This is a genomic window from Methylomonas rosea (assembly GCF_024505055.1).
GTDB classification, from domain to species: Bacteria; Pseudomonadota; Gammaproteobacteria; order Methylococcales; family Methylomonadaceae; genus Methylomonas; species Methylomonas rosea.
Genome location: NZ_JANIBL010000007.1, coordinates 24,113 through 48,418 on the forward strand (window position 1 = coordinate 24,113; position 24,306 = coordinate 48,418).

The window sequence follows — 24,306 nt, forward strand, 5'->3', positions numbered from 1 at the left end:
TTCTAACCATTGGGGGTGATGCGTTAAGCCTACAATTTATTTTCGCAACAACCAAGGATTGCCGCCGATGGCGGTCAGATTGGTGGTCAGGGTTTGTTCGTTGGCAAAGCGTTGCAAGTAGTTGGGGCCGCCGGCTTTCGGGCCGGTGCCGGATAAACCCATGCCTCCAAAAGGTTGCACGCCGACCACCGCGCCTATCATGTTGCGGTTGATGTAGATGTTGCCGACGCGGGCGTGTTGCCGGATATAGCGCATATTGGCGTCGATGCGGCTGTGTATGCCTAGCGTCAGGCCGTAGCCAGTGGTGTTGATTGCCTCGACTACTTTTGCCAACTCATTGGCTTGGTAGCGGACAATATGCAGGATGGGTCCGAACACTTCGTGCTCCAGCAATGATAGGGCAGGGATTTCCGCCAATGTCGGCGGAAAAAAGCAGCCGTTTGCCAGGCCGTCTGGCAAGGGCAATTGATACAGCAATTTGGCTTCGCGCTTAAGTATCTCGACATGCCGGTGCAAAGCATTTAACGCGCGTCGATCAATGATAGGGCCTATATCGGTAGCCATATCCAGCGGCGAACCAAGCCGCAGCAAGCGCATTGCGCCGATCAAGCGGGCGATGATGCTATCCGCTGTTTCTACCGGTAAGAATAACACCCGCAAGGCCGAGCAACGTTGGCCGGCGCTATTAAACGCCGAGTGCAAGGCGTCCGCGACCAGTTGTTCCTGGTGCGCGGAGCTATCGGCGATCATCACATTTTGGCCGCCGGTTTCGGCAATCAAGCTGGCGATGGCAGCGTTGCGATTGGCCAGTTGCCGGTTGATAAGCTGCGCGGTGGCGCTGGAACCGGTGAATGCCACGCCGGCGACGCGTTTGTCGCTCAACAGCTGCCGGCCAATCTCCGCGCCGTCTCCCGGCAAAAACTGCAATACCTGTTCCGGGACGCCGGCGCGATGCAATAGGCGCAGGCAAGCCATGGCGGTTAAAGAAGTCTGCAAGGCCGGTTTGGCGATCACGGTATTGCCGGCCACCAATGCTGCGGCGATTTGGCCGATGAAAATCGCCATCGGAAAATTCCAAGGGCTGATACAGACAAATACGCCGCGCCCCAACTGATACAACAGATTCTCTTCCCCGGTGGGGCCGGGCAAGCGCCGTGGCCTTGCGAACTGCTCGACCGCGCAGGCCGCGTAATAGCGGCACAGATCGACCGCTTCCCGCACTTCCGCCAGTGCGTCGCGCAGGGTTCGGCCGCCTTCGCGGCTGCACAAAGCCAGCAATTCCGTACGCTGCTGCTCCAATAAGTCTGCTGCTTTATTGAGATAGCCGGCGCGGATTTCCACCGGGCATAAGCGCCAGTCCTCGAAGGCATTGGATGCGTGGCGCAGGGCTTGTTCTATATCGCTTGGGGAACTGCATACCAGTTCGCCGGCCAGGTGCTGTTGGTCGTGCGGACTATAAATCGGCTGCCGCTCGCCCGGCATTTGTTGGCCGGCGACTATGGGTGCGGCCTGCCAAGTGCGCTCTGCCATTGCCGCCAAATCCTCTTGCAACTGTTGTAACACTGCCGGATCGCTTAAATTCAGTCCCCGCGCATTTTTCCGCTGCTTACCGAACAAGTCGCCGGGAGCCGCCAGCGGTTTAGATTCGACGTTGTTTAACTGGATCAACGGATCGGCGGATAGCGTGGCGGCGCTAATCGCCGGATTTTCAATTTGATTGATGAACGAGGTATTTGCGCCGTTTTCCAGTAAGCGCCGGACCAGATAAGGCAACAAATCCCGGTAGCTGCCCACCGGTGCGTAAATCCGGCAGTGAGTCTGTTTTTGCTTATTAACCCGGCCCTTAAACTCCCTGGACTCGTCATTCCCGTGAAGGCGGGAATCTAGGATAGCCGCTGGGCTCCCGCCTGCGCGGGAGCGACGATATTTAGGGGCCGGGTTAATAATAAGCAACTCATCGTACAAAGCACTGCCCATACCATGCAGGCGCTGAAATTCAAAACCGGGATGGCCTTTGCCAAATTCGCAAATCGCCGCCACGCTATGGGCGTTATGCGTGGCAAATTGCGGATAAAAAGCCTCCGGGCGGGATAGAATCAGCCGGGCGCAGGCCAGATAAGACAAGTCGGTGGCGGCTTTGCGGGTAAACACCGGATAGTCGTCCCAGCCGTTTTCCTGCGCGCGCTTGATTTCGCTATCCCAGTACGCGCCTTTCACCAAGCGGATCGGAATGCTGCGCTGCTGGGTTTCGGCCAAGGCCGCCAACCAATCGATCACCGCCAGCGCCCGTTTTTGATAAGCCTGCACCGCCAAACCAAGACCCGGCCAACCGGTCAGCGCAGTATCGTTATACACCGCCGCAAAAATATCCAAGGACATGTCCAGCCGTTCGGCTTCTTCCGCATCCACGGTCACGGAAATATTTGCGGCGCGGGCCTGCTTGGCTAAGGCCAATAGCTTGCTGCTGATTGCAGGTACCGCATAGCGATACTGCAAGGGTTCGTAACGCGGATAAAGTGCCGAGAGTTTGATGGAAATGCCGGGGTTGGCAAATAAATCCGCGTTAGCAGATTCGGCCAGCGTTACGATGGCATGGCGATAAGCCGCGAAATAGCGTTCCGCATCGTCTTCTGTCAACGCTGCTTCGCCGAGCATGTCGAAGGAATAACGGTAGGCCGGATTGCGACCGGCTTGTTCGACAGCCGTTGTTATATCTTCGGCGATGACAAAATGTTCGGCCATTTGCTGCATGGCCTGCTTGATCGCCGTGCGGATCAGCGGCTCGCCCAGCCGACTTAACAAGCCGGCGAAAACCCGCTGCCGAATCAGTGCTTCCATTTTGCCGCTCATCCACAAACCGCCGCTAGCCAGATTGACCGCCACCGACTCGCTGTGCAGCCAGTGGCTAGACCAATCGGCGTCGGCGAGTTTATCGTGCAAGAACAGGTTTTGCGTATCGCTATCCGGTATCCGTAGCAGAGCTTCGGCGATGCTCATCAACACGATGCCTTCATCGCTATTCAGGCTGTATTCATGCAAAAAGGCGTCGAAAATGCCGGGTTGTTTATGCTCGGCGCGCACCGCTGCTATCAGGGCCTGCGAACATGCGCCGATTGCCTGGCTATCGTAATCTCCCAACGTAGCTATCAGGCCGTAGATTGCTTGCGGCTCTGCTTGGGTAAATGCTTGATTGATGCGCTGGCGCAGTTCGGCTAAACGGTTGGCGTGGCTCATGGCTATCACCTTTTGGACAGACAACTATTAGCATACCGCTATCCGGAAAAACCGGCTGGCTTGTTGGACCGGGTTTGCTCTGCTACTGTTGACGGTAAAGCGTTTAATGCGCGAGGAGAAAACATGTCAGGCAGAATTGATTTTACGATGGGTTTTAACGCGGGAAAAGCGGCCAAAGCAGGCAGCGGTGACAGCAGCTACCGGATATATGTGTTCGGCAATTTTTCCGGTGCCGCCGCTCCCTGGGAGCAAAGCAAAATCCGCAAAATCGATGTCGACAACTTCGAGCAAGTGATGGCGCAGATGCTGCCGACGCTGGAAGTCAGTCCTGGCACCACGCTGCAATTTGCGTCGCTGGACGATTTTCATCCCGATGCCTGGCTGGGAAAAATCCAGCTGTTGGCCGATTTGCGGACTTTAAAATCCGAACTCGGCAATCCCAATACCGCCGCGCAGGCCGCCGCAAAAATTCAGGGCTTTTTTCCTGGGGTTACAGCCGACGCAACAAGCGCGCCGGCCGCCGCCACGGAAAGCCAGGACGATATGCTGGAGCGCCTGCTGGGCAAAAAGCCGGAAGCAGCCGTCGCGCCGTCCGATTCTCTGGATAGTTTGCTGAAACGGATGGTGGAACCGCATGTCGCCAAGGACGCCAACCCGCAGCATCGGGCTTTAATCGATTTGATCGACGCCGCGACTGCGCAGTTTGTCAAAGCCTTATTGCACCGGCAGGACTTTCAAGCACTGGAAGCTTTGTGGCGAGCAACGGATGGCTTGGTGCATGAAGAAGCCGCCGATGCGCAACAAATTTATTTACTGGATATTAGCCAAGCTCAGTTGTTGGCAGAGCTGGAAAAGGGTAGCGATAGTGTGGTCCAGCGTTTGCAGCAACATATTCAAACCGGCGACGGCGAGCAGGACGTCTTGTTCGTGGCTGATTATGTGTTTTCCGATACCGCAGACGACAAGTCCTTGCTGGGTTTTTGCGCCGATTTAGCCGCCCAATGCGCAGCGGGTTTTCTGGCCGGCGCGGGGAACGCTTTGGTGGTCGGGGCTTTGCAAAATGCGGCGGACTGGCTGGCGTATCGCCAAGAAATCGCGGCAGACAGCGTAATTCTGGCTTATCCGCGCGTGTTGATGCGTTTGCCTTACGGTAGCAAACGCGATCCGCTGGAAACCTTTGTGTTTGAAGAATGCGGCACTGTTCCGCAGACCAATGAATTGCTATGGGGGAATCCGGCCTTTTTGGCGGCACGGGTATTGCTCAGGGCTACTCAGGACCAAACAACAGCGGAGCAATTCTTTTTTGCCGATGTGCCGGCGTTTAGCTACGAACTGGATGGCGAACAGGTATTACAACCGGCTACGGAAGTGGCGTTGAACGAAGCGCAGGCGAATAATCTATTGGCGCAAAACATCATGCCGGTGATCGGCTATCGGCAGCGTCAAGGCTTGCGCTTGCTGGGTTTAGAAACCTTGAATTGACCAGTCCGGACGTAACTGCGCCTGCATTTTTTCCCGGTCTAGTTCGCCTTCGGAATGCGATACTACTATCGTCGCTACCGCGTTGCCAACGATATTGGTCAAGGCCCGTGCTTCGGACATGAAACGGTCTATTCCCAGGATTAATGACAGCGCTGCGACCGGCACAGCCGGTACTACCGCCAGCGTGGCCGCCAAAGTGATAAAACCGGCGCCGGTGACGCCTGACGCACCCTTGCTGGTCAGCATCGCTACCAACAACAGCGTCAATTGTTGGGTCAAACTCAAATCGACATTTAAGGCCTGAGCGACGAACAGCGCGGCCATGGTCAGGTAGATATTGGTGCCGTCCAGATTGAACGAGTAGCCGGATGGGATCACCAAGCCCACCACCGATCGCGAACAGCCCAGTTTTTCCAGCTTATTCATCAGCGGTACCAGTGCCGACTCCGACGACGAAGTGCCCAGCACCAGCAACATTTCTTCCTTGATGTAACGCAGCAGTCGAAAAATATTGAAGCCGGTCAGCGCGGCTATGCTGCCCAGTACCAAGACGATGAACAACCCGCAGGTCAGATAAAAACTGCCCATCAGCGCGGCCAGCGGCTTCAACGCGGCGACGCCGTATTTGCCAATGGTAAACGCCATCGCCGCGCCGGCCCCGAAGGGCGCTAGTTTCATGATGACGTTCATCATCGCAAAAAAGATATGCGAGCATTCTTCGATAAACACATAGACCGATCTACCGGCGCCACCCATTTGTTGCAGCGCAAAACCAAACAACACTGCTACCAGCAACACTTGCAGCAAATCCCCGGAACCGGTGAAGGCGTCGGTAAAGGTTTTGGGGATGATATGCAGCAGAAAATCGGCGGTGCTTTGCTGGCTGGCTTGTTTCACGTAGCCGGAAACAGCTTGCGCATCCAGCGTGGCCGGATCGACGTTGAAACCTTGGCCGGGTTTAAGCAGATTGGCTACCAGCACGCCTAGCGCCAACGCGAAAGTCGAGACAAGCTCAAAATACAGCAAGGCTTTTACCCCGACGCGCCCGGCTTTTTTCATATCCTCGGCACCGGCGATACCCAACACGATGGTGCAAAACACCACCGGCCCTATCAACATCTTGATCAGGCTGATAAAGCCGTCGCCGATGGGTTTTAGCGTCACCGCGTGTTCGGCATCCAGGTGACCGAACAGGCCGCCGGTAAGGATGGCGAGTAGCACCCACAGATAAAGCCGGGCGGAGGGGTTGGCTGGTTTTGACGATAGCGGGGTGCTGAGATTGTTCAAGTTCATGGTTTAGCGCTTAGCTCGTATGATAGTGGGAGTCTGGCATGGTTGGAGTTGAATTCACTATCCTTTAAAAGCGGTAAACAAAGCAAGGCTAAATACCGCACGCAGCTTGGTGGTTTAAGGGTTTTCGGCTAGGATTTTTGCTTGTCGATATTTAATTCCGCAGGAGTTGCTATGATGCGCCGCTGCTGTAAATCCGGTTATGCCTGTCTGTTGCTTTTGTTTCTAGGGGCGTGCGCCCCTATCAGTCAAGATTTGGGTAACACTACGGATGTTTCGGCGTGTGCCGGTGAGGTGATTCAGCCTCCCGTCGGTTTGGTGGAAGTCATGGATACCGAGTTGCGGCAAGCAGCCGAAGGCGAGCCGGGTAAAGGCAAGCTGTGTAAGGCGAAAATATTCCTGGTACAAATGCCTGTTTCGGTTTATCGGATTTGGGATAGCGCGTGGCCCGACCGCGCTAGGGGAAACTGGTGGACGCTGAATTATCCGGCTGGCTCGCGGGATAGTTACCGCCAAGCCGAAGCGATTTGCCCGGAATGGAGCGGCCTGGACCGACTGATTGTCTGCACTGTCAAAGTCGGTACGCGGGTGGCGATAGGCCCGGGACAAAGCGCGGATTGCGCAAATGGTCTCAGCTATGCACCGTCAGCGGAAAACCAGGTCTACATCCCCAACGACAGTCGCAACCAGCAAATATTTGTCGAAAATTGCAGTAGCGGCGCGCCTTGGCCAGATGCCGATCCGTGATGGTTAATCCGCCTCGACCGCCTTTTTCAGCAGCGGTTTAAATGCCAATATCGCCAAGCCGGTAGCTGCACCCATCGTTGCCAGCAGCAGAAAGAAATCCTGTTTCGGCATTTGCTCGTAAAAACTGCCGATATAACCCGACAAATAATTGCCGAAAAAGGTCGACAGAAACCACATGCCCATCAGCATGCCCACCAAACGCGGCGGCGAGACTTTACTGACCAGCGATAAGCCAACCGGCGACAGATAAAGTTCGCCCAGCGTGTAAATCAAGGTACACAGCGCCAGCCACAAGAAGCTGATTTTTTCGGTGGATTGCACACCGCTAATCGCGAAAATCAGCACCAAGAACGAGGCGCCCAATAAAATCGAGCCGAATGCCATTTTGCCGACACTGGAACTTTGCCGGCCTTGGCTGGCGCGATACCGGGATACTCGGTCGATCAGCGGCACCAGCAAGAAAATGAAAGCCGGATTCAGGGATTGAAACCAGGTGGAGGGCATTTCCCAACCCAGGATATGCCAATCGGTATTGTGCTCGGCGAACAGTTGCAGCGTGTTGCCTTGTTGCTCGTAAACCGCCCAGAACAGGATATTCAGTACCGCTAAGGCCGTTAAACCGCCCAGAGCCTGCCATTCCTTAAGCGTTAGCGGCGCGGAAACGAGCAGGTCTTCCTGGCGCTCAACGAATTGCTCCCCGCTCAAATACTTTTGCCCAAGCAAATACACCAGCAAGCCCAGCAACATGCCAACGCCGGCGGCGCCGAAGCCGTAATGCCAGCCGTAGCGTTGCCCCAAGGTGCCGCAGATCAATGGCGAGAAGAATGCGCCCAGATTGATACCCATATAAAAAATCGTAAACGCGCCGTCGCGGCGCAGATCGCCGGGCGGATATAAGCTACCGACCTGCGTCGAAATATTGGGTTTGAAACAGCCATTGCCCAGAATCAAAAACAACAGCGCCAACAGGAAGAACGCTTCGGAGACCATCAGGAAATGACCGATAGCCATCAATACGCTGCCCACTATCACGCATTTGCGCGGCCCCAGCACCCGATCAGCCAAAATGCCGCCGAACAAGGGGGTGAAGTACACCAGGCCGGTATACAAACCGTAAATCTGCGAGGCCAATGCTTGCGTGGACAACGGCCCGAACAATCCCTCCAAACCCGTCTGTAGCGTCGCAAATCCGAACACCATGGTATCGGTTTGCGCGGCCTGAATTAAATGTTGGGTCATGTACAACACCAGCAAGGCGCGCATGCCGTAATAGGAAAAGCGCTCCCACATTTCGGTGAAAAACAGCACGAACAAGCCGATGGGGTGACCAAATAGATTTTGTTGATTCACGTGGGAAAAAGACTGGTTAAGTTTCCTTGGAGAGCTTGTTGAATATCATCTCACAAGCGCCAATCTGGGGCATTTTTCAGGTAATCCCCCAGTAAACGCACCGCCTTGAAACACGGCAACTATCAGCAACAAAAAAAGTGCAGATTCAGCGTGTTTTCGGCTACCGCATCGCCGGTTAGGCTGTTATAAAGGGAACACGCGCCATAGTTTGCGCTATTCGAGCTCTTGGTTAGCCCCTGGATTTCGATTAAATATTTTCAAGGAAACTTAATGACAACGCTAAGCGATTATTTCGACTACCGGCTAGATGCCGACGGTAATAAATATGTAGAGGTTTCGATTCGGGGTGTGACCTTGCTCAGGCTACCGGCAACTAATAAAGGCACCGCGTTTAGCGTGCAGGAACGTATCGAACTGGGGTTGGACGGTTTGTTGCCGCCGCAAGTCACGGATATGGAACATCAACTCGACCGGCTGTACGCCAATTATCAAAAACAAGCGAATGATATTTCCAAGTATCAATTTCTGCGGGCGCTGCAAGACCGCACCGAGGTTTTGTTTTACGCGTTGTTGGAGCGGCATTTGGATGAAATGGTGCCGATAGTCTACACCCCAACCATAGGCTTGGCGGTACAGCAGTTCAGCTCCAACTTTACCACCACGCGCGGCTTAACGTTTTCGGCGGCCAATATCGACCGGGCCGAAACGATTTTGCAAAACTACCCCTTGCACGATATTCGCATGATTGTGGTGACCGATTCTTCGTCGATTCTGGGTATCGGCGACCAAGGCATGGGCGGGTTAGCGATTTGCATAGGCAAACTTGGGCTGTATACAGTCGGCGGCGGCATGTGTCCGTTTCAAACCTTGCCGGTCAATCTGGACGTGGGCACCAACCGCGCCGAATTGCTGGACGATCCTTTTTATTTAGGCGCACACACCGAGCGCTTGCACGACCAGCCGTATTTCGAATTGGTGGATAAGTTTGTGCAAGCCGTGCGCAAAGTCTGGCCGAAAGCCATTATCCAATGGGAAGATTTTGCTAAAAACGTTGCCTTCGATTTGTTGGCAAGATACAAAGATCTGCTGCCCTGTTTCAACGACGATATTCAGGGCACCGGCGCGATGGCCTTGGCCGGCCTACTGTCGGCTTGCCATAAGAAAGGCGAAACCCTCGCAGAACAAACCGTGGTGGTGGTGGGCGCCGGCGCCGGCGGTTTTGGCGTGGCCAGTACCATTAAGAAAGGCATGCTGCGCGAAGGTTTAACGATGGAGCAAATTCTGCAGCGGATTTTCGTGGTCGATGCCCACGGTCTGGTGGTCAAGGAAGCTACTACCGAGGCCTACAAATTACCGTTGTCGCATACTCAGGAAAGTTATCACGACTGGGATATTCCCGATGATAGGGTACCGAACCTGCTGGAGGTGGTCACCCACGCCAAACCGACCGTATTGCTGGGACTAACGGGTGTGCCGGGATTGTTCACAGAGACCGTGATTAAAACCATGGCGGCAAACCACGCGCAGCCCATTATTTTCCCGTTATCCAACCCCACCGCTAATTGCGAAGCCACCCCGGAAGACATTTTGGAGTGGACGCAAGGGTCGGCTATGGTCGCGACCGGCAGCCCATTCGCCGACGTGGACTATCAGGGCCGGCGTTATCCGATAGGGCAGGGCAACAATGCCTTTATTTTTCCGGGCTTGGGCTTTGCCGCAGTGTTGGGCGAGTGCAGCCGGATTAGCGACGCGATGGTCTTGGAGTCTGCATATGCCTTGGCCGATTACATCGCAGAGAATTGTTTGGCTGCCGGCCTGATCTTCCCACCAGTGGGCGATCTAAAGAAAGTTAGTTTATTTGTCGCAAATCGCGTATTGGCTAAAGCGTTGGAAGACGGCTCCGCGACGCGGCAGGATTTAGTGGGCGTCGATCTGGAAGCCTACGTTAAAGCCAATCTCTGGAAAGCGGAGTATGCGCCTTTCAAATATGCCGGGACATCTGCATAGGCGGATAGTTGAGCGAGTTGATTTGACTCGGTGTCTTCGAGAAATCAGCGTCACTAGGTTCAGCGTTTGCAACTGGCATTGGATTCGGAAAGCCTGGCGTATTTAATCGGCGGGGTTGGCATCCTGGTGGAATGGCGGGCTTACTGTCTGCCGGACGGCTTGGCGTTTCGGCGCTGGTCCGCTGCCGGCGCGTTGTTGTGGGCCGCGCAATACTTGTTGCTGGATGCCTGGACCGCCGGCTTGACCATGGCCAGCACGGCCTTGCGCACCATGCTGTCCGGCCGATTGGCGACCGGTTTGTACAAGCATTGGGTGGCGGCAGGTTTCGTGGCTTTGTTTAGCGGGCTTACGCTGTTTTCCTGGCAAGGCCCGGTCTCCTTGTTGCCGGCCTTTGCGGTGATTAACACCACACTGGCTTTGTTTTACCTGAATAATCGCCGCATGCGCGTGGCGCTGCTGGCGTCCAGTCTGGCCTGGATAAGCAACGATTATATTTGGCAGGCTTGGCCGGCGTTTGTGGCGGAGACTGTGGCGATGGGCATCAATCTATGGACTATTCGTAAGCTGTTTGCCAATTCGCGCGGCAATAGTTAAAGGGCGTTTTCCGGCTGTGAAAAACCGTCCTCTCGGGCCGGCATTGCCGCGCTGGAAGCCAAGGATAGCTAACGTTGAACAGTTCTCTCCGGACTCGCGTCATCCCTCCCGCATGTCGGTGTTGCTGAAACTGCTTTACACCGCTTCTGTCGTCACAACCGATTTATCCGGGACTTTTCGGTCGTTTTCAAGCAAGGCGCAATAAGGACGCAATGCGACCATCAGTGCTTGGTAAATAGTAAATGCATCGGTCGGGTCTTTTTGTTTAAGCTCGGCGACCTCGGTTAGAAACCGATACAGCATTTTTACGCAATTCTCGATGGACATCGCCAGCCAGGCATCGTTGGTAATCCATTTGTCGATAAACTCATCCAAACGCGCGAAGGTCAGTTTTAGCAGCGGATAAGCGGTTTGAGTTTCCTTAAATTCCCGGAGCAGCATGTAGTCTAGGTAAGCCCGCTCGGATGCCACCCGCGGCCGGTTGGTGATACTGAGGTAAGTGGCTTTGTGGTTGGTATAGGCAGCATCGAATTTTTCGCAAAACTCGGTTTCGGTGGTTATCGCCAGCCAAATCTGAAGACTCTCGGTAGTTACGCTATAACACTCCTTGATTGAGTTCGCCATTTTGTCGAACTGCTCGACGAATGTCGGCTTGGTCAGTTCGCCTTTAATCAGATTTTCAATCGCCGCCAGCTCGCTCGCAGTGACGCAAACCGTGGCCAATTCCCGAACAATTTTGAGTTCGACTCCCATAGTGCCGTTACCTGTTTTCGCTAAATGAAAAAATCGAGGTGCGCGTGGCGCCCCAGTTTATTGAGTCAGATCGACGATTTCCGCAACGCAGGCATTGTCTTTAACAATGTGCAGCGCATTGTCGAAGACCATGTTTGAATTAAATAACACGCTTTTGACAATGATGGCGCCGGTCGCATCCTTGATCACAAAAAAAGTGTCGCCCTCGGGGACCTTGCTGGCGGCAATCTGGTTGCTCATTAAGGAGCCGGTTCGCACTTCCTTAATGGCTTGCAGAGCTTCTTCCTTGTTGTCGTAATCGGCGCTCATCAGAATGAGCTCGCCCTTACTATTTAAAAAAGAAAAGGAATACTGATTTTCGGCGTTGGTTTTGAGTTGAAAAGTGGCTGGCATAGTCTGTCCCGGAAGTTAGCAGTTGAATTTAAGTTCATAGCCGATCAAATTTCGGTTTCCCGATTCTTCCCAAGCGACGGAAGACCGCGATTGCGGCAAAGCCGAGGCGTGACCGGCAAAGTCTATAAGCTCAAAAGCAAGCGTTATGCCAATAAAAAATCTTTTAAAATCAGTAGGAAGTAGGGCTGTATAGGTTCGATTGTCGGTTTTGCTACACTACATTGGCGGCGATGCGATAGCTGTTGAATCGACCTCACCACTCAGCGGCAACTTGCTCTGAGCCTATGCCTGAATGCCGAAAAATCCCGTCCGGCAATCATGCGAATCAAGGTGGGTTCCGCTCACAATTTTTCCTGATTTCAGCTAGCCCCTAAAAGATCGTCATTCCGGCAGGGATTACCGGAGCCGTCAGACCGCGAAGCGAATCCGGGCTTCAGGAATGATTCGGAGCCCACCATCCATGGCACTGGATACCCGCTATTGTGCCCTGCGGGTATGACGCATAGCTGAAGATTTTGCTAATCATGCAATTTTTACATAGCCGAATAACGCAGCCAGTCGGGGTAAGTATCCACATCCCACTGGCTATCCAGTTCGCACAGGTTCAAACCGATGTCCTTAGCTCGGCTGCGGGTGATGGGCATCACCTGGTCATGACTCCAACTCATGTTGCTGAACAGTCTCGGTTGTGGCTCGTTTAAGCCGATCATGACGTAACCGCCATCGTTGGCCGGCGCGATGACTGCATCGTGACCTTGGTGTAAGGCCGTCAATGCCCAGTGCAGGTCTTCACAGGAAAGACTGGGACAGTCGCAACCCATCAGCAATACATGTCGGTATCGGCCCAGCGCATCAGCGAAGGCGTGGTGCATGCGTTCGCCCAAATCGGCGCCGTGTTGCATCTTGAGCGTCAGCGGATAATGGCGCGCGCAATCCTGAAAAAAGTCATGACCGGTGTCCGGCGCGCAGTGCAGTTCAACAGCGCACAAAGGCTGTTGGAAGGCCCGGTCCAGGGTCATATAAGTCAATTGCCGGTGTGCTGCGGCAGCTTGTTCGGCGCTTAAGGCCGGTTGTAATCGGGTTTTGACTTGGCCGGGAATCGGCGCTTTGCAAAAAATCAGCAGCACGCTGTCGGGGAAGAGCGTTTGCATGACTTAAACCTTGCGCCGCCAGGCATGGTAACGGCCCAGCCATTCCAGCAAGACAGTGGGAGCGTGATTGCGTTTCCAGACGCCCGCTACATATTTATTGGCTTCCGCCAGGGTTGGATAGATGTGAATGGTGCCTAAAATCTTATTTAGACCAATGCCGTGTTTCATCGCCAGCACGAATTCCGCCAGCAAATCGCCGGCATGTTCGCCGACGATGGTCGCGCCGAGAATCTTGTCTCTGCCAGGCACGGTCAGCACTTTGACAAAGCCATGCGCTTCACCGTCGGCAATCGCCCTATCCAGATCGTCGATGCCGTAGGTAGAGACTTCATAAGCGATATTCTGCGCCTGCGCATCCAGTTCGTTCAAACCCACGCGCGCCACTTCCGGATCGGTAAAGGTCGACCAGGGAATCACTGAGTAATCGGTACGAAATTTTTTAAAATGTCCAAACAAGGCGTTGACCGCCGCATACCAAGCCTGATGCGCGGCGGTGTGGGTAAATTGATACGGCCCCGCCACGTCGCCGACGGCGAAGATATTCGGAAAGTTGGTTTGCTGGAACGGGTTGGTTTCCAGCGTGTTGCGCGGCGACAAGGCAATGCCTAGTTCCTCGACGCCATAAGCTTGCACGTTGGCGGCGCGGCCAATGGCGATCAACACTTTATCGAAGGCGATTTTGACGATTTGCCCCTCGTGTTCTGCCAGCAGAATGTGTTCGCCGCTTTCGATGATGAATTCCCTGGCGGTGTGGTTGACTTTGACCGCCACGCCTTCCGCCTGAAAGCGGGCTTGGACGATGTCCGATACATCCGGGTCTTCCCGCAGCATAAGGCGCGGCGCCATTTCCACCTGCGTGACCTGACTGCCGAGGCGGGCGAAGGTTTGTGTCAATTCGCAGCCTATCGGGCCGCCACCCAGCACCAACAGGCGCTTGGGCAATTCGCGCAAGTTCCAGATGTTATCCGAAGTCAGATATTCGATGTTTTCCAGTCCGGGAATCGGCGGCACGAAAGGCCTGGCACCGGCGGCGATGACGATAGCCCGGCTGGTGAGGGTTTTGACGCCTTCGACTGTCGTGACTTCCACCGCCCAGGGCGAGACGATTTTGGCCGAGCCTTCGATTACTTCCACGCCCAGCTCGGTATACCGTTCCACGGAATCGTGCGGTGCTACGGTTTTGATCACCTGTTGCACCCGCTCCATCACGGCGGAGAAATCGAATTCAGCATCAGCCTTGGCGATGCCGAACTCGGGCGCGCGTTTGATATGGGACAGCAACTTGGCGGAGCGAATCAGTGCCTTGGACGGCACGCAGCCGGTGTTCAGGCAGTCACCGCCCATTTTGTGTTTTTCGATCAAGGTTACTTTGGCTTTCACGGCGGCAGCAATATAGGCCGACACCAAACCGCCAGCACCGGCGCCGATGACGATCAGATTGTTATCGAAACGGTGGGGTTTAGGCCAATTCGCGTAAATTTTGCGTTGCTTGATAAATTCGAGCATTTGTTTGGTCAACAAAGGAAACACACCGAGCAAGGCAAACGAACCCAGCAAAGCTGGCGACAGGATGCCGGAGAGCGAATCGATTTTCGCCAACTGGGTGCCGGCATTGACGTACACCAGAGTGCCGGCCAACATGCCGACCTGACTGACCCAGTAAAACGTTCTGGTCTTGATCGGCGTCAAACCCATCGCCAGATTGATCATGAAGAACGGGAACAACGGCACCAGACGCAAGCTAAACAAATAGAACGCACCGTCGCGGCTTACACCTTCATCAATGGCCTGTAAACGCTGGCTAAACCGAGATTGAACCCAGTCACGCAACAAAAACCGCGCTGCCAGAAACGCCAGGGTTGCACCGATACTGGAAGCGAACGAGACGATCAGCGTACCCCATAACAACCCGAACACCGCGCCGCCGGCCAGCGTCAATATCGTCGCCCCCGGTAATGACAGAGCAGTGACTGTTATATACAACGTGGCATACAGTGCCGCCGCCAGCAATGGCTGAGACTGACGGTAATCAGAGATAACGGTCTGTTGGGCTTTTAAATTTTCCAGCGTCAGAGAGTGTTGTAAATCCAGGGCAAAAAACGTTGCCATCAATGCGGCAATCCCCAGCATTAACCAGATTCTGGAGGTTTTCATGCCGACCTACCGACTCGGAGCGGGCGAGGCTGCAATGAGTGTTTGCATATTGTCTGGTTGAACATCGGTATTCCTTAAATACTATTGGGCTTGCCTGTTAGTCGTGTTTGCCGGTCATTCCTGACAAAAAGCTCAGTAAATCTAATTTCTCAGGCTTAATAATCATCGTCGCCAGGGAGCAGATAAGCGCTGCGGGCTAAAATTTGTATTCGCTTGCTCCAATACCTACACTATGTGACCTCGCCCTTATATTTTGCAACCCATTATGCGCCTGCCGCCCAAACATCTGCGCGATGTTCTCAAAATCGGTGAATTGGCCGACGAACTCGACACTACGCCGAGAACGATTCGTCTGTACGAAGAACTCGGATTGATCGCCCCCGACCGTACCGAGGGCGGTACGCGTCTTTACGCCCGGAAAGATTTGAAACGCATGGCTGTCGCGTTGCAACTTGGTCGCGTCGGTATTGAACTCGAATCGGTGCAAAAGCTCGCCCAAACCCGGCAGCAATGCGCTTCCGGCAAAGACGCATCAGCCGCGATGCAGCCGCTCCTGCAAGATTTGCGTAGCAGAATACGGGGATTGCTGGATGATTTGGAGGAACTGGATCGCGATCTGGAGCGGGCGGATATGCTGATCCGCCAATGCGGCAATTGTCAAAATCGCCCCAATCGCCAGGATTGCCCGGAGTGTCCGGTGAATAAAAACGTTGATTTGACCAACATAGGTCGCCTGGTTTGGGACCCGAGTTGTCCGTGAACGTCAAGGACCCAATGCACAAGTTGAGCATCGGTACCCTCCGGATTGCTTTACACCCAAAATCTGACGATGCAGAATGGCTGGCCGAGTTTGTAAACTACCTCGCTAGCCAGTAAATCAGGATTTAAACAATGAAACTCAAGCAATATCAGGTCGATGCATTTGCCACACGTGTTTTCGAGGGCAACCCGGCAGCCGTGTGTCCGCTGGATCATTGGCTAGACGATAGCCTTCTCCAGGCAATTGCCAATGAGAATAACCTTTCCGAAACCGCTTTTTTCGTCCCTTCCGAAAAGGGGTTTCATCTTCGATGGTTTACACCTGTTGCTGAAGTCGACCTCTGCGGGCACGCCACACTAGCCGCAGCACATGTTCTTTTTGAAATCCTTGGTTACACCGGAAAGCAGATTACTTTTCAAACCAAGAGCGGAGAACTGGTTGTCGAGTCAAAAGACGGACTGTTGGCGATGAATTTTCCTGCGCGACCACCGGTGATGAAGCCCATTCCCGATGCTTTGGCTGTCGGACTAGGCCGCCCCCCTCTCGAAGTCTGGGCGGCGAACGATTACATCGCTGTTTTTGAGGATGAAGACACCTTACGCTCTATCAGTCCGGATTTCGCCAAACTACAGGAGTTGGACCGGCGCGGAGTCATTGTTACCGCGCCGGGCACCGATGTTGATTTTGTAAGCCGTTTCTTCGCACCCAAAATTGGCATACCCGAGGACCCGGTGACGGGGGCTGCCCACTGCGAACTGACGCCTTACTGGGCGCAGCGTCTCGGGAAAACTTCCTTCGAGGCGAGACAGGTTTCACCTAGAGGCGGAAAACTCTCATGCCAACTACAGGGCAATCGTGTGATTCTTTCCGGGAAGGCTGTCACTTTCATGATTGGCGAAATTGACTTGGGTGATTAGGACGCGAGGCTAAAGAGCCGTAACCCGACTGAGAGTATTCAGCTATTCAACACCTTGGCTGCCATTTCCGTACCAATGACGCGGGCCTTGATTTTGGCGAATGCCGTGTCCCGGCCGGTTGATGTGTCGTCTTCGAAAGGCGAAAAGCCGCAGTCGTCGGTCGTGCCGAGCTGATGCACCGGGATGTACTCGGCGGCGCGCAATACACGATCCCGCACCAGTTCCGGTTCTTCCACGTCGGGATTCAGCACGTCGATAACGCCGACGAAAACCCGCTGGTTGGGACGAATATTGTTCTTGATGATGGCTAATACCTGTTCCGGATTGTTTTCGCTGGCCATCTGCATGTAGAAATTACCGGCTTGGAGCTGGAACAAACTCGGCAGCAGGTCGGCGTAATCGACATCGGCGCTGTGGGTGGAATCATGGTCGCCGCCCGGACAAGTATGTACACCGATGCGTTGGCGTTGTTCAGGGGTAAAGTGCGCCAATACCCGGTTGTTCAGGTCGATAAACTGCCGCAGTAATTGCTTGGATGGATCGAGCTTGACCGACAAGCGGCCTTCGGTGAAATCGATTTGCACATGGTGTGCGCCTTGTTCCAAACAACCGCGAATATCCGCCACCGTTTCCTTGATCAAGTCATCGATGAACGCTTCCCTTGAGTAGCCGGCTATGCCTTCCGGCGGATAAAGCAGACTCAAGGCGGAAGCCGAAATCACAGCCTGCTTGAGCGGGCGCGTGGCGTAACGTTTAGCGGCCTGCACAAACGAGCCGGCATAGACGCCGTAGCGAAATGGTCCCGCAGTTAGCCTGGGCAATTGCCGGGTGTGGCCGTCGGCAAATGGAATCACGATGCCGTCCTCGGCGATGTTGCGCAAACCTTGTAACGGGTAGGTGGCGAAACTGGACTTGGTCTGTTCGCCGTCGGAGATTACCGGCGAACCCGTGTCCGCAAAACGTTGCAAGGTGTCGCGTACCGCTTCGTCGTAGCAGGCATCCAGTCGTTCTTGAGATAGGCGGCCCTCACGAAATTTCTGGAGTGCTTCCAGCAATTGCGGCGGACGGGGAATGCTGCCTATGGATTCAGTGGGTATGGACATCTCGCGTTCCTGTATGGCGTTAAGAGAATTTGATGCAGAGGCTTAAGTCAAGTGAATGGCGGGCTTTACGAGTCTGTCCGTTGTTGAACAGTCGCGGTTAACGCGCCGTAAGAAGCCACCAAAAAAGGCACGCTATAGGTTAATAACGCCTTGACCATATCGAGTCCTTGCATCGCCGGGTAATCCAAACACAGCAGGCCGAACAAGGCTTGCGGTTGATTGATCAGATTCAACAAGGTGCCTACCACCAAGGCGACCTTGCCGGAGCGCTGGTATATGCCGAGTCGGATGGCCGTGCGATGCAGATCAAGTAGTGTTGCAAAGCAATTTTCTACTGTGCCAATACAACCAATCCACTTAAGCATCCAGGATAACCTCTATAAAAATACAGATTTGGAGCGCGCTGCATGGCGAAAATCAATGCGCATAAGTCCATGCAATTAATTGCTTGGGGGCACAAATGCTCAGTCACGCTGTTTGTTCAAAATATATCATTAAGGTTATATTTTGTAAAATTCAGGTGTTTGCATTGTTACTTAAGAGCGGATACGGAGAAAATTAGGCCAAGGCTCCGCCGCAACTGCTGCCTTGCCCAGCCGTGCAGCCATAGCAATGGGCGGCGGTGGCTATCGATGCGTGTTGCAGTTGTTCTAGTCTCAACTCGCTGATATGTAGTTTGGGCTTGGCTGCGGCACCCAACGGCAAATCCAGCATCTGATTGAAATCGCAATCGTAGACGTAGCCTTGCCAGTCGATGCTGAGGGTATTCAGGCACATCAGATTTTCAAGATTGTCGGCGCGAAAGCTGTTTTTTAATAACGCCAGATAAGCTTCGAAGCGGCCATGACTGATCAAGGTGCTGCCGAAGCGTTGAATTGGCATATTGGCGATGGCAAACAGGCGGTTGAAGACGATGCCGTAATGCTGCTGCAAGTGCTGTTTGTATGCTTGTTCCAGTTGACGTTGATCGGGCGGCAACACGGCGTCTTGTGGGTTGAAAACCAAATTCAACTCTAACCCGCTGCCCGGCTGACCATAACCCAGCCGATTCAAACGCTGCAAGGCCGCCAGGCTGTCTTTGAACACGCCTTTGCCGCGTTGTTTGTCGACATTTTCTTCCAGATAACAGGGAAGGGAGGCGACGATGTTGACTTGTTGCGTGGCCAGAAACTCCGCGAGATCGGTGTATGCCGGTTCTTCCAGAATGGTCAGATTGCAACGGTCAATTACCTCAATGCCACGATCACGCGCGGCTCGCACCAGATACCGAAAATCGGCATGCATTTCCGGTGCTCCGCCCGTCAAATCCAGCGTATGAATGTTGGCGGCGTCAGCCAAAGCCAGCACCTGATCAATGGTTTCCCGGCTCATCATCTCAGTGCGTTTAGGGCCGGCGTTGACATGGCAATGCACGCAACTCAAATTGCACAAATAGCCGAGATTGACTTGCAACACTTCCAGCGGCTTGCGGAATAGGGCCGGAAAGTCACTATTAATCAGCAGAGGTTTGGTGTCGTGCATGCTTAATCCTTGGAAAACCAGATGTCGCCGTAAACAGCAGACACCGAGCCATTGCTGTTGTCGGTATCGGTCATGATGGCGACGGCATCGATAGTGGTGATGTCTTCACCGAATAGGTTCTTGAAATCGGCCCGGATATTACGTTTTTCGGTTTGCCAAACGTTCAACGATGCTTCCGGCCCGCGCAAAGCCATCATCATCGCATGCTCCCCGGCAAAGGCATTGGGCCAGACGCTGTCCTGTTTAGTGTTGCCGGCCCAGACATAATTGATGGCCTTGGTTTGCCAAAACGCCAGCCCGCCTTTGACCACTACATACACCCGCGCCGCGTAATCGTCGCCAGCCTTGCTTTGTTCGTTCAAGCCAGCCAAACGCTTGCCGATGCGCCACGACCAGTTCAGGAATGGCGTCTGGGTAAGGTCGATACGCTGTTCCTTGAACAAGCCGGAACCGGCGGCACGACTATCGGCAGTCAACACGGTCACGTCATCCATAGCTTGCAACCGGTATTGGGTGTTGCCTTTGAAACTTTTATGCTCCCAACCCTCCAGACTATTGCGGCTGAATTCGCCGATAGGCAATTTGTTATCGGCAACCACCGCATGCTGTGGCAGCAAAATCGCCAGGCAAAGCAACAGGCGAAATTTTACGAATGCCCTTCGGGCGCTAACATAAGCGGGATAGAAAAGAACTGTCATAGTCTGTTGTCCAAATCCTTCCAAGTAGTTGGGCCGTTGCCCATTAAAACGTGTCCTCATGGGCTTCATCAGTGTCGCTGTCGATTTGATCGAAATCGGAGAAGACGACCTCACGGCTGTTACGCCGCCAATCTTCGGCCAGCAGGCCTTCGTTCAAGTGATCGGATAAGTTCATCTCGGTGCTTAACAACACGCACTATCAGCCTTGGCCGATTCGCTGCCGGGTCTGGGCGAACAATCGAACAGTCCGAAATGCCGGGATTTGTCGCCCAACACTTGGAAGTGATCGCCATAGCGGCTGCCTGCCAGCATGTCGGCGGTGTTGCCGCACACCCTTAGTGGCCGGCCGGTCTCGAAATGATGATGATCGTCCAGATCGAAACTGTGCGGGTTTAGGTCGATAGTGCCCAAATAGACGGCGACTTGGCCGAAGTCTTCGCAACGATCTTCCAGAGGCATTCTAAAGGCGCGCACCGTCACCGAATCGAACTTGACCATGCCGATTTTGGCGAACACCTCGGGGTCGTCGATGCTGATAGCATTTTGCTTGACCTTGCGGACATCGGGGCAGCCCAAGTCCTGCAAAATGCGTCGGAAGTCTTCCCAGTACAAGGCGCCGCCCAAACACTCGCCTAGCAATACCGGGTCCTGGCGCAATTCAACCGGGATGCGGCGGTCGGCAAATACGTCGGAGAAATACAGTTCGCCGCCCGGTTTCAACACCCGGAAGATTTCCGCCAGCACCCGAGGTTTTTCCGGCGATAGATTGATCACGCAGTTGGACACCACGACGTCGATACTGTTATCGGCGATACCCACGGTGTGCAGGTTTTCGATGTGACCATGTAAAAACTCAACGTTGGCAAACCCAAAGCGTTCGGCATGCCAGTCGCGGTGACGGACAGCGACTTCCAATTGTTCGGGCGTCATATCCACGCCGATTACCCGGCCTGTTGGTCCGACCAGTTTTGATAGCAGGTAACAGTCGCGGCCGGTGCCGCAGCCCAAATCCAGCACGGTCTTACCTTCCAGGGCCGGCGGCAACGGTGAACCGCAGCCGTAGAAACGTTCCAGCACTTCCGGATGCAATCCCGCCAGTAGCACTTTTAAATAGCTTGGCATCGCGTCGATGCTGCAACAGGCGCTGGTTTTCAGGTCATCGCTGGATTGCAGTACCTGACCATAGTAATGGCGAACCGATTCGCTGATTTCGATACTGGTAGTCATGAAAAGCCTCGTATTTTTTATTATTGAAGATAGGCGCTAAGGTAGTGTGAGATTGCGGCGGAATCGACAGCCGCGCAGGGTAAGGTCGACAGCCAGGATAAGGCAATCGATGCGATCACGCCAGCATTCGGCTTGCCGCTGACTAAATAATGAGCCAGTAGAAATATGGGCGGCAAGCCGACAAGCTGAGCTTGCTGGCAAAATCAGCAAACATCGACCTGGGAAGTAATTCATCCGGTCTCAACCGGGCAATCGGCAGGCAGTTTTGCGGACTGTAGCAGAATTTTTCTGACGCCGGCTTGCGCGGCGTGCGCGAATGCGGCAAGTCCTTCACTAAGTGGGTATTGGCCGTCTATCATGGTTTCCACGGGCAGTTTGTTCTGCGCCAGCAGCGTTAATGCGTCTGCAAACGGACCGCAACGCGAACCGATGATGTTGATTTCGTAAACTACCACCTTGCTTAAATCCAGCGCCGCGTTGGCCGCGAAGGTGCTTTTTAATACCAGGGTGCCGCGCGGTTTGACGATACGCAGGGCCTGGGCAAAGCCGGCGGCCTGACCGCTGGCATCGACGACGCAGTCGAAACAGTTGTCCGGAATCTCGGTAGTTAAGCCGGTAGCCAGTTGCCATTGTTTGGGTAAAGCCAAGGAGCTTGTTGATCGGCCCAACACTGTGACCCGGTAGCCGATCAGACTAAGTACCTTGGCGATCAACATACCCAAGCGGCCGGGGCCCACGACGGCGACCTCGGTGATGGGCAGGCTGGCAATTTGCTTGACGACGCGTAATGCCGCGGCCAAGGGTTCGGTAAACACCGCGGCTTGGTCCGGTACGGCGTCGGGAACGGCGTATAAATTGGTAACCGGCAGGCTGAAATAATCGGCAAATACCCCGTCTTTGCCGCGGATTCCCAACACTTTGCGATTCAGGCAGTGCTCGGGGCCGTCGCTTCGGCACACCTCGCAGGAATTGCAGCCGATATTGATAGAGCCCACTACGCGCCGGTTCAGCCAGTCGCGGTGTTTGTCGTCGTTGACGGCAATTACCGTACCGACAAATTCGTGGCCGAGGATGCCGGAAAAACCGGCATAGCCCTGCACCAGCTCCAGGTCGGTGGCACAGATGCCGGCCAGACGCAGCTTGATTAAGGCTCCGCCGGCAGCTACGTCCGGTATCGAAATATCGTTGCGATAGGATAATAATTTGTCTAATGTCAGAGCTTGCATTTGTGCGGGTGGGGCGCTTTAGAAAATTTATTTTTACCAAATATTCTGGGCAAGAATATACCTTTAGTATTTTTCAGGTGGTTTCCAATGAGCTATTTACCGACGACGTCTTCCGCGGCAGCATTTCAGCATTTTTTGTCCACGCCATTAGATACCTTACTTGCCGAACATCCAGCGCTTAATCCGCAGCAAAAAATGCTGGATTTATTCCAGCGTTGTGCGGCAGAGGTTCCCGCTTATCGGCAGTTTTTGCAAGCCAAGCAAATCGATGCCGCGCAGATTAATACTTACCCGGATTTCCAAAATCTGCCCCTAATCAATAAAGCTAACTACATGCAGGCCTATCCCTTGCCGGCGCGTTGTTTCGGCGGCAGCCTGAGCGGCGCGGATCGGGTGGCGGTGTCGTCCGGTTCCACCGGCGTGCCGACATTTTGGCCGCGTTCGGCGGCATACGAGCTGGATGTGGCGGTGCGCTTCGAGCAGGTTTTTAAGGACAGTTTTCAGGCCGATAACCGCACGACCTTGGCGGTGGTGTGTTTTGCGCTGGGCAATTGGGTGGGCGGCTTGTTCACCACCTCCTGTTGCTGGCATCTGGCACGTAAAGGCTACCCATTGATGGTGGCAACGCCGGGCAATAACAAAGCCGAAATATTTCGCGTGGTGCGCGAACTGGCCCCGCATTTTGAGCAAACCGTGCTGTTGGGGTATCCGCCGTTCGTGAAAGACGTGATCGATGCCGGCGCCGCCGAGGGCATAGACTGGGCACAATTTAAACCCAAACTGGTGTTTGCCGGCGAGGTGTTTAGCGAGGAATGGCGCAGCTTGCTGTCCGAGCGTATCGGTTCGGAGTCGGTTTGTTTCGATTCGGCATCTTTGTACGGCACTGCCGACGGCGGCGTATTGGGTAATGAAACGCCGCTCAGCATCGCCATTCGCCGCTGGCTGGCGCAACGGCCGGCAGTAGCACGAGCTTTGTTCGGCGAATCCCGGCTGCCGACCCTGGTGCAATACGATCCGCATAGCCGTTTCTTCGAAGTACACGAGGGGACTTTGGTGGTCTCCGGCGAGAACAGCGTACCTTTGTTGCGCTATCACATTGCCGATAAGGGCGGGGTATTGAGCTACGGGCAGCTCTGGGAGTTTTTGCGGCAGCACGGTGTGCAGTCGGTCGAGGATTTAGGCCTGGAAGGTGGCTTTCAAGCCCGTAATCTGCCGTTTGTATACGTATTCGGCCGCGCGGATTTTACTATCTCATATTACGGCGCCAATATTTATCCGGAAAACGTCACGGTGGGACTGGAACAGCCGGAGATCATGGCTTGGGTGACCGGAAAATTTGTGCTGCAAACTCAGGAAAACGCGGAGGGCGACAAGTATCTGCATATCGCCGTGGAATTATTACCGGGTGTGGTGCCTGAACCGGCGCTGGCGCCAAAGATAGCCGCCTCAATCCGGGCGCAACTACTGCGCTTGAACAGCGAATTTGCCAATTACACGCCAGCTGAAAAACAACTGCCGCAAGTCAGCTTACATAGTTTTGCGGATGCCCAATATTTTCCGGCCGGGGTAAAACATCGCTATACCCGGCGTTAAACCTATTAGGTTGTTGAAGTGTTGGTCCGGTAGATTGCGGCTAACAATCAGCAACATTAAAACTTCAAAATAGCCACTGGCATACCGGTAATTAGCGCCAGATAAT

The 24,306-nt window shown here is 54.2% G+C and carries 21 protein-coding genes; 7 read left to right on the forward strand and 14 right to left on the reverse strand.

Annotation, left to right across the window (positions count from 1 at the left end):
• Positions 1–36 precede the first annotated feature (36 nt).
• Positions 37–3,234, reverse strand: coding sequence for a bifunctional proline dehydrogenase/L-glutamate gamma-semialdehyde dehydrogenase PutA (putA, locus tag NP589_RS03545; protein WP_256605731.1), 3,198 nt, complete (start codon positions 3,232–3,234; stop codon positions 37–39).
• 123 nt (positions 3,235–3,357) lie between these two features.
• On the opposite strand from putA, the gene NP589_RS03550 reads away from it, so the two are divergent.
• Complete coding sequence (locus NP589_RS03550; protein ID WP_256605732.1) at positions 3,358–4,716, forward strand: type VI secretion system contractile sheath domain-containing protein; 1,359 nt, start codon at positions 3,358–3,360, stop codon at positions 4,714–4,716.
• Here the strand turns inward: NP589_RS03550 and dctA are convergent.
• Positions 4,699–6,009: a C4-dicarboxylate transporter DctA gene (gene dctA / locus NP589_RS03555; protein ID WP_256605733.1), complete on the reverse strand. Its 1,311-nt coding sequence runs from the start codon at positions 6,007–6,009 to the stop codon at positions 4,699–4,701. The genes NP589_RS03550 and dctA overlap by 18 nt on opposite strands.
• A 171-nt stretch (positions 6,010–6,180) precedes the next feature.
• Here dctA and NP589_RS03560 point away from each other — a divergent pair, with 171 nt between their 5' ends.
• Positions 6,181–6,753 carry a hypothetical protein gene (locus tag NP589_RS03560; protein WP_256605734.1) on the forward strand — a complete coding sequence of 191 codons (573 nt, stop codon included), beginning with the start codon at positions 6,181–6,183 and terminating at the stop codon, positions 6,751–6,753.
• Between the two features lie 3 nt (positions 6,754–6,756).
• Here the strand turns inward: NP589_RS03560 and NP589_RS03565 are convergent, their stop codons facing one another.
• Positions 6,757–8,103 (reverse strand): peptide MFS transporter, encoded by a 1,347-nt coding sequence (locus tag NP589_RS03565; protein WP_256605735.1) that lies wholly within the window; start codon positions 8,101–8,103, stop codon positions 6,757–6,759.
• A gap of 270 nt (positions 8,104–8,373) precedes the next feature.
• Between NP589_RS03565 and NP589_RS03570 the strand changes: the two genes are divergently transcribed.
• Together NP589_RS03570 and NP589_RS03575 are read left to right on the forward strand one after the other, a co-directional pair.
• The gene (locus NP589_RS03570; RefSeq protein ID WP_256605736.1) at positions 8,374–10,110 is read left to right on the forward strand and encodes an NAD-dependent malic enzyme; all 1,737 of its coding nucleotides are present in this window, start codon (positions 8,374–8,376) and stop codon (positions 10,108–10,110) included.
• Between the two features lie 66 nt (positions 10,111–10,176).
• Positions 10,177–10,704: a YgjV family protein gene (locus NP589_RS03575; protein ID WP_256605737.1), complete on the forward strand. Its 528-nt coding sequence runs from the start codon at positions 10,177–10,179 to the stop codon at positions 10,702–10,704.
• A 135-nt stretch (positions 10,705–10,839) separates the two neighbouring features.
• On the opposite strand, the gene NP589_RS03580 is transcribed toward NP589_RS03575, so the two are convergent.
• The 4 genes from NP589_RS03580 to NP589_RS03595 form a co-directional block, all read right to left on the reverse strand.
• On the reverse strand, positions 10,840–11,457 hold the full coding sequence (locus NP589_RS03580; protein WP_256605738.1) for a hypothetical protein: 618 nt from the start codon (positions 11,455–11,457) through the stop codon (positions 10,840–10,842).
• Between the two features lie 57 nt (positions 11,458–11,514).
• Positions 11,515–11,850 (reverse strand): DUF1508 domain-containing protein, encoded by a 336-nt coding sequence (locus NP589_RS03585; RefSeq protein ID WP_256605739.1) that lies wholly within the window; start codon positions 11,848–11,850, stop codon positions 11,515–11,517.
• Between the two features lie 533 nt (positions 11,851–12,383).
• Positions 12,384–13,001 carry a TIGR04282 family arsenosugar biosynthesis glycosyltransferase gene (locus tag NP589_RS03590; protein WP_256605740.1) on the reverse strand — a complete coding sequence of 206 codons (618 nt, stop codon included), beginning with the start codon at positions 12,999–13,001 and terminating at the stop codon, positions 12,384–12,386.
• Positions 13,002–13,004: 3 nt separating this feature from the next.
• A complete protein-coding gene (locus NP589_RS03595; protein ID WP_256605741.1) occupies positions 13,005–15,155 on the reverse strand; it encodes a dihydrolipoyl dehydrogenase family protein in 2,151 nt (716 codons plus the stop codon).
• Between the two features lie 265 nt (positions 15,156–15,420).
• On the opposite strand from NP589_RS03595, the gene NP589_RS03600 reads away from it, so the two are divergent.
• Both NP589_RS03600 and NP589_RS03605 read left to right on the forward strand, forming a co-directional pair.
• Positions 15,421–15,915, forward strand: a complete 495-nt coding sequence (locus NP589_RS03600) for a MerR family transcriptional regulator (RefSeq protein WP_256605742.1) — start codon at positions 15,421–15,423, stop codon at positions 15,913–15,915.
• Between the two features lie 131 nt (positions 15,916–16,046).
• Positions 16,047–16,832 (forward strand): PhzF family phenazine biosynthesis protein, encoded by a 786-nt coding sequence (locus tag NP589_RS03605; RefSeq protein WP_256605743.1) that lies wholly within the window; start codon positions 16,047–16,049, stop codon positions 16,830–16,832.
• Positions 16,833–16,870: 38 nt separating this feature from the next.
• Here the strand turns inward: NP589_RS03605 and NP589_RS03610 are convergent, their stop codons facing one another.
• The 7 genes from NP589_RS03610 to NP589_RS03640 all read right to left on the reverse strand — a co-directional run bounded on the left by NP589_RS03610 (position 16,871) and on the right by NP589_RS03640 (position 22,607).
• Positions 16,871–17,935, reverse strand: a complete 1,065-nt coding sequence (locus NP589_RS03610) for a cobalamin-independent methionine synthase II family protein (protein ID WP_256605744.1) — start codon at positions 17,933–17,935, stop codon at positions 16,871–16,873.
• Between the two features lie 65 nt (positions 17,936–18,000).
• Positions 18,001–18,300, reverse strand: a complete 300-nt coding sequence (gene nrtS / locus NP589_RS03615; RefSeq protein WP_256605745.1) for a nitrate/nitrite transporter NrtS — start codon at positions 18,298–18,300, stop codon at positions 18,001–18,003.
• 193 nt (positions 18,301–18,493) lie between these two features.
• Positions 18,494–19,456 (reverse strand): arsenosugar biosynthesis radical SAM (seleno)protein ArsS, encoded by a 963-nt coding sequence (gene arsS / locus NP589_RS03620; protein ID WP_256605746.1) that lies wholly within the window; start codon positions 19,454–19,456, stop codon positions 18,494–18,496.
• Positions 19,457–19,458: 2 nt separating this feature from the next.
• Positions 19,459–20,154 carry a DUF3047 domain-containing protein gene (locus NP589_RS03625; RefSeq protein ID WP_256605747.1) on the reverse strand — a complete coding sequence of 232 codons (696 nt, stop codon included), beginning with the start codon at positions 20,152–20,154 and terminating at the stop codon, positions 19,459–19,461.
• Positions 20,155–20,197: 43 nt separating this feature from the next.
• The gene (locus NP589_RS03630) at positions 20,198–20,329 is read right to left on the reverse strand and encodes a hypothetical protein (protein WP_256605748.1); all 132 of its coding nucleotides are present in this window, start codon (positions 20,327–20,329) and stop codon (positions 20,198–20,200) included.
• Positions 20,330–20,337: 8 nt separating this feature from the next.
• Positions 20,338–21,381, reverse strand: coding sequence for a methyltransferase domain-containing protein (locus tag NP589_RS03635; protein WP_256605749.1), 1,044 nt, complete (start codon positions 21,379–21,381; stop codon positions 20,338–20,340).
• A 230-nt stretch (positions 21,382–21,611) separates the two neighbouring features.
• Complete coding sequence (locus NP589_RS03640; RefSeq protein WP_256605750.1) at positions 21,612–22,607, reverse strand: alcohol dehydrogenase catalytic domain-containing protein; 996 nt, start codon at positions 22,605–22,607, stop codon at positions 21,612–21,614.
• 87 nt (positions 22,608–22,694) lie between these two features.
• Here NP589_RS03640 and NP589_RS03645 point away from each other — a divergent pair, with 87 nt between their 5' ends.
• The gene (locus NP589_RS03645) at positions 22,695–24,200 is read left to right on the forward strand and encodes a phenylacetate--CoA ligase family protein (RefSeq protein WP_256605751.1); all 1,506 of its coding nucleotides are present in this window, start codon (positions 22,695–22,697) and stop codon (positions 24,198–24,200) included.
• Positions 24,201–24,306: the final 106 nt, after the last annotated feature.

Coding starts and splice junctions, on each gene's coding strand:
- putA (WP_256605731.1), bottom strand. CDS start 3,234: ATGAGCCACGCCAACCGTTTAGCCGAACTGCGCCAGCGCATCAATCAA.
- NP589_RS03550 (WP_256605732.1), top strand. CDS start 3,358: ATGTCAGGCAGAATTGATTTTACGATGGGTTTTAACGCGGGAAAAGCG.
- dctA (WP_256605733.1), bottom strand. CDS start 6,009: ATGAACTTGAACAATCTCAGCACCCCGCTATCGTCAAAACCAGCCAAC.
- NP589_RS03560 (WP_256605734.1), top strand. CDS start 6,181: ATGATGCGCCGCTGCTGTAAATCCGGTTATGCCTGTCTGTTGCTTTTG.
- NP589_RS03570 (WP_256605736.1), top strand. CDS start 8,374: ATGACAACGCTAAGCGATTATTTCGACTACCGGCTAGATGCCGACGGT.
- NP589_RS03580 (WP_256605738.1), bottom strand. CDS start 11,457: ATGGGAGTCGAACTCAAAATTGTTCGGGAATTGGCCACGGTTTGCGTC.
- NP589_RS03585 (WP_256605739.1), bottom strand. CDS start 11,850: ATGCCAGCCACTTTTCAACTCAAAACCAACGCCGAAAATCAGTATTCC.
- NP589_RS03590 (WP_256605740.1), bottom strand. CDS start 13,001: ATGCAAACGCTCTTCCCCGACAGCGTGCTGCTGATTTTTTGCAAAGCG.
- NP589_RS03595 (WP_256605741.1), bottom strand. CDS start 15,155: ATGAAAACCTCCAGAATCTGGTTAATGCTGGGGATTGCCGCATTGATG.
- NP589_RS03600 (WP_256605742.1), top strand. CDS start 15,421: ATGCGCCTGCCGCCCAAACATCTGCGCGATGTTCTCAAAATCGGTGAA.
- NP589_RS03605 (WP_256605743.1), top strand. CDS start 16,047: ATGAAACTCAAGCAATATCAGGTCGATGCATTTGCCACACGTGTTTTC.
- NP589_RS03610 (WP_256605744.1), bottom strand. CDS start 17,935: ATGTCCATACCCACTGAATCCATAGGCAGCATTCCCCGTCCGCCGCAA.
- nrtS (WP_256605745.1), bottom strand. CDS start 18,300: ATGCTTAAGTGGATTGGTTGTATTGGCACAGTAGAAAATTGCTTTGCA.
- arsS (WP_256605746.1), bottom strand. CDS start 19,456: ATGCACGACACCAAACCTCTGCTGATTAATAGTGACTTTCCGGCCCTA.
- NP589_RS03625 (WP_256605747.1), bottom strand. CDS start 20,154: ATGACAGTTCTTTTCTATCCCGCTTATGTTAGCGCCCGAAGGGCATTC.
- NP589_RS03630 (WP_256605748.1), bottom strand. CDS start 20,329: ATGAACTTATCCGATCACTTGAACGAAGGCCTGCTGGCCGAAGATTGG.
- NP589_RS03635 (WP_256605749.1), bottom strand. CDS start 21,381: ATGACTACCAGTATCGAAATCAGCGAATCGGTTCGCCATTACTATGGT.
- NP589_RS03640 (WP_256605750.1), bottom strand. CDS start 22,607: ATGCAAGCTCTGACATTAGACAAATTATTATCCTATCGCAACGATATT.
- NP589_RS03645 (WP_256605751.1), top strand. CDS start 22,695: ATGAGCTATTTACCGACGACGTCTTCCGCGGCAGCATTTCAGCATTTT.